Origin of the sequence: Streptosporangium sp. NPDC006013, from assembly GCF_040614275.1 — a bacterium.
Classification (GTDB): Bacteria; Actinomycetota; Actinomycetes; order Streptosporangiales; family Streptosporangiaceae; genus Streptosporangium.
Genome location: NZ_JBEXUE010000604.1, coordinates 1 through 5,225, shown reverse-complemented (window position 1 = coordinate 5,225; position 5,225 = coordinate 1). Strand labels below are relative to the sequence as shown.

1 protein-coding gene is annotated in these 5,225 nt (G+C 71.0%); it reads right to left on the bottom strand.

Going from position 1 to position 5,225, the window contains the following annotated elements; all coding sequences use genetic code 11:
- Positions 1–5,166, bottom strand: a 5,166-nt coding sequence (locus tag ABZ260_RS45885) for an SDR family NAD(P)-dependent oxidoreductase (RefSeq protein ID WP_355630805.1), incomplete at its 3' end; no start/stop codon positions are given.
- Positions 5,167–5,225 lie beyond the last annotated feature (59 nt).

Genomic DNA, 5,225 nt, shown 5'->3' with positions numbered 1-5,225 from the left:
TGCAGGTTCTTGATCTGCCCGGCGAACTGCTCCTTGAGCTTGCGCCCGTACACGAACTCGTGCACGTCGCCGATCCCGGTGTACTGGCTCGGGGTCATCGGCCAGCGACAGCACCCCGGCCACGTGAGCCGCCGTGATCTCCCCGATCGAATGACCGGCGAGCACATCCGGCCGTACACCCCACGACTCGACCAGTCGGAACAGGGCGGTCTCCAGCGCGAACAGCGCCGGCTGCGCCCAGCCCGTCTGATCCAGCAGCCCGGTCTGGTCGGCGAACAGCACCTCACGCAGCGAACCGTCGAGCATCGGGTCCAGCTCCGCGATCACCGCGTCCAGGGCCTTGGCGAACACCGGGAACCGCTCGTACAGCTCGCGGCCCATCCCCGCCCGCTGGCTGCCCTGACCGGTGAACAACACCGCGAGCCTGGGCTCCGCACCGGCCACCCCGCGCACCACGACCGCGCTCGGGCGGTCGTCCGCCAGCGCGCTCAGCCCGGCAAGCGCACCATCGTGGTCGCCGGCCAACACCACCGCGCGATGCTCGAACGCCGGACGGGTCGTGGCCAGCGAGAACGCGGTGTCGGCCAGCGCCACCTCACGATGGCCCTCCACATGGGACACCAGCCGATCCGCCTGCTCCCGCAACACCCCTGCCGTACGGGCCGACAGCAGCACCGGAACCACACCCGCGACCGCGGGCGGCGCCTCGATCCGCGGATCCGCCGACCCCTGCTCGAGGATCACGTGGGCGTTGGTGCCGCTGATCCCGAAGGAGGAGACACCGGCCCGGCGCGGGTGACCGTTCCGCGGCCACTCGGCGGGCTCGGTCAGCAGCTCCACCGCACCGGCCGACCAGTCCACGTGCGAGGACGGCTCGTCCACGTGCAACGTCTTGGGCAGCACACCATGCCGCATGGCCAGCACCATCTTGATCACGCCGGCCACTCCTGCCGCCGCCTGCGTGTGCCCGATGTTGGACTTGATCGCGCCCAGCAGTAGCGGGTGGTCCTCCGGCCTGTCCTTGCCGTACGTGGCCAGCAGTGCCTGGGCCTCGATCGGGTCACCCAGCCGGGTTCCGGTGCCGTGCGCCTCGACCGCGTCCACCTCGGACGGCGACAGCCCCGAAGCGGCCAGCGCCTGGCGGATCACCCGCTGCTGCGAAGGACCGTTCGGCGCGGTCAAGCCGTTGGACGCGCCGTCCTGGTTGATCGCCGACCCACGCACGATCGCGAGCACTTCATGGCCGTTACGGCGGGCGTCCGACAACCGCTCCATGACCAGCATGCCCACGCCCTCGGACCAGGTGGTGCCGTCCGCGGTGTCGGAGAACGCCTTGCAACGACCGTCAGGCGCCAGTCCCCCTTGCGCGCCGAAGCCGACGAATCCGATCGGGGTGGCCATCACCGTCACACCGCCCGCCAGCGCCAGGCCGCACTCGCCCGAGCGCAGCGCCTGCGCCGCCATGTGCATCGCCACCAGTGACGACGAGCAGGCGGTGTCCACTGTCACCGCCGGGCCTTCCAGCCCCAGCGTGTACGAGAGACGGCCCGACAACACGCTGGCCGCCATGCCGGTTATGCCGTGGCCTTCCGCGTCTGGGGCGTTCATCACCAGGCTCATGTAGTCCTGGCCGTTGGTGCCCACGAACACGCCGGTGTGGCTGCCCTTCAGCGAGACCGGGTCGATCCCGGCACGCTCGACGGCCTGCCACACCCCCTCCAGCAGCAACCGCTGCTGCGGATCCATCGCCAAAGCCTCACGCGGGGAGATCCCGAAGAACCCGGCGTCGAAACCGGCCACATCCGCCAGGAATCCGCCCTGGATGTCGAGACCCGCCCCGGACAGCATCTCCAGATCCCAGCCCCGATCGGCCGGGACCGGCGAGATCGCGTCCTCGCCCTCGGACAGCAACCGCCACAGGTCTTCCGGCGAGTCCACCCCACCGGGGAACCGGCAGCTCATCCCCACGATCGCGATCGGATCGTCCGCCACTGCGGCCCTCTGCCCGGCCACCACACCCGAGGCTGCCGCCTGGTCCTGACGGCCCAGCAGCTCCGACACCAGGAACCGCGCCAGCACGGTCGGCGTCGGGTAGTCGAACGCCAGCGTCGCCGGCAGCCGCAACCCTGTCGCGACGTTCAACCGGTTGCGCAGGTCCACCGCGGTGAGGGAGTCGAAGCCCAGCTCGCGGAACTCCCGTCCCGGCTGGATCGCCTCCGCCGACGCATGCCCCAGCACCACCGCGGCCTGAGCGCGCACCAGCTCAACCACCAGCCGCACCTGCTCGGCCTCATCCAGCCCCGCCAGCCGCCGCACCAGCTCCGAATCCCCGCCCACCGGGGTGGAGACCGCCGACCGGCGACCCACACGGACCAGACCACGCATGAGATGCGGTACCTGACCAAGCGACCGCAGGACCGAGAGATCCAGCCGCGCCGCCACCACCGACGTCTGCCCCGACGCGGTGGCCGCCTCGAACACCGCCAGCCCCTGCTCGGCCGACAGCGCCGGCATGCCCGCCCGCGCCATCCGCCGCAGATCGATCGCCCCGAGGCCGCCGGTCATCCCGGTTTCCTGCTCCCACAGGCCCCACGCCAGCGACAACCCAGACAACCCCTGCGCCCGGCGTAGCTGGGCCAGCGCGTCCACGAACGCATTCGCCGCCGCGTAGTTGCCCTGACCGGCGTTGCCCATCACCCCGGCCATCGAGGAGAACACCACGAACCCGGCCAGGTCCATGTCCTGGGTGAGCTCGTGCAGATGCCAGGCCGCGTCCACCTTCGGCCGCAGCACGCTCTCCAGCCGCTCCGCCGACAGCGACGGAATCGTCCCATCGGCCAGCACACCCGCGGTGTGAATGATCGCGGTCAGCGGATGCCCGGCATCGATCCCGGCCAGCAGGTCCGCCACCTGATCCCGGTCGGCCATGTCACAGGCCGCGACCTCGACCTCGACCCCGTGCGCGATCAGCTCCGCCCGCAGCTCCACCGCACCCGGAGCCTCCGCGCCCCGGCGGCTGGCCAGCAGCAGATGCCGCACACCCCGCTCGGCCACCACATGCCGCGCGAACAGCGCACCCAGACCACCGGTACCACCAGTGATCAGCACCGTCCCGTCCGGATCCCACGAACGGGCACCCTCCTCGACAAGGTCATCGCCGAGCGGCACCCGCGCCAGGCGCGGAACCAGCACCTCACCCCCGCGCAACGCCACCTGCGGCTCACCCGACGCCAGCACCCCGGCCAACACCGGTGCCGAGATCTCCTGCTCATCCACGTCGATCAGCAGGAACCGGCCGGGATTCTCCGACTGGGCGCTACGGACAAGACCTCGAGCCGCCGCCACAACCGGATCCGGCGCCGCTTCGCCCTCCGCACCGGTATCGGTCGCGACCGCGCCCCGGGTGAGGAACACCAGACGCGAATCGACGAACCGCTCATCCGCCAGCCACCGCTGCAGCAGATCCAGTACACGGGTAGTCAGCTCATGCGCCGACTCCACCACACCGGCCGCCGGATCCGAAACCATCTCCGTCAACACCACGCCCGGGACCGGACCCGCCTCCACCAGAGACGAGAGATCCACGTGGACCGGCACCGAAAGCGTGCCTGACTCTCCGACCGCGTTATCCCAGGCCAGTTCCCCGGCCGTGTCGTCCCCGGCCGCCCGCAGCGCCGCCGCGACACCCAGCGTGTCCAGGCCAAGCACCACCGCCGGTACCGGGCCTCCTTCCGGCAGACCGCCGACCACGGACCATTCCACCCGGAACAGCCCATCCCGACCGGCTCCATCGGAGATGGCCAAGTGCCCGGCGGAGATCGGCCGCAGCACGACCGACCGCGCCGACACAACCGGCGCACCCGTCGCGTCCACCGCGTTCAGTGACACCGACTCGCCGCCCGACCTGGCCAGCCGCACCCGCAGCACCGATGCCCCGCCCGCGTGCAGGCACATCTCCTGCCAGGAGAGCGGCAACCAGCCGCTTCCCGCCGTGTTCAGCCCGACGAAAGGCACCACATGCAACGCCGCGTCCAGCAACGCCGGGTGCAACCCGAACTCCCCTGCCCCGCTGACCTGCTCCGGCAAGCTCAGCTCGGCGAAAACCTCGCCGTCAGCGCCCCGCCAGGCCGCCCGCAATCCCTGGAACGCCGGACCGTATGCGAAGCCCTCCTCCGCCAGTTCCTCGTACAACCCATCCAGCTCGATCGCGGTCGCGCCGGCCGGAGGCCACACCGCCGCATCGAACGGCTCGGCAGGCGAGGGCGCGAGGGCGCCCGTGGTGAGCGTGCCGGTGGCGTGCAGCACCCACGGCGCATCATCGGCCGCTTCCGCCGAACGCGTGTAAACACTCAGACTCCGGCGGCCAGACTCCTGTGGCGCGCCCACCGACACTTGCACCACGACCGCGTCGTGCTCGACGAGGGCCAGCGGCGCGGCCAGCGTCAGCTCCTCCACCAGGTCACAGCCGACCTGGTCGCCCGCCCGGACCGCCAGCTCCACGAACACGCTGCCCGGCACGACCACCGAACCCGCCACCACGTAATCGGCCAGCCACGGCTGCGTACTCACGGACAATCGCCCGGTCAGCACCGTCCCATCGGAATCGGCCAGGCCCATGGCCGCCCCGAGCAGAGGGTGCCTCGTCGCGGACAGGCCCAGGACGCGGGCATCACCGCTCTGTCTGGCGTTCGGCCAGTACCGCTGGTGCTGGAAGGCGTAGGTCGGCAGGTCGACCCGGCGTCCGCCGGTCAGTACCGGCCGCCAGTCCACCCGCACGCCGCGGACGAACAGCTCGGCCGCCGAGACCAGGACCCGATCCAGCCCACCCTCGTCACGACGCAACGTCCCGGCGATCACCGTGATGGCGTCGCCCTCATCAACGCACTCGCCGATACCGACCGTCAGCACCGGATGCGGGCTCACCTCCACAAACACCCGATACCGCTGCTCCAGCAGCTGCCCGATCGCCGGGGCGAAGGCCACCGTGTTGCGCAGGTTGTCACACCAATACCCCGCGTCGAGCTCCGGCCCCTCCACCCACTGACCGGTCACCGTCGACAACATCGGCACCCGCACCGCACGCGGAGCCACCTCCGCCAGGACCTGAGCCAGCTCCGCACCGATCAGATCCACCTGAGCCGAATGCGAGGCATAGTCCACCGCGATCCCGGAAGGCCTGGCTGCGCTCCTTCGAACTCCTCGCGGAAGCCCGCGGCCTCCTCGCC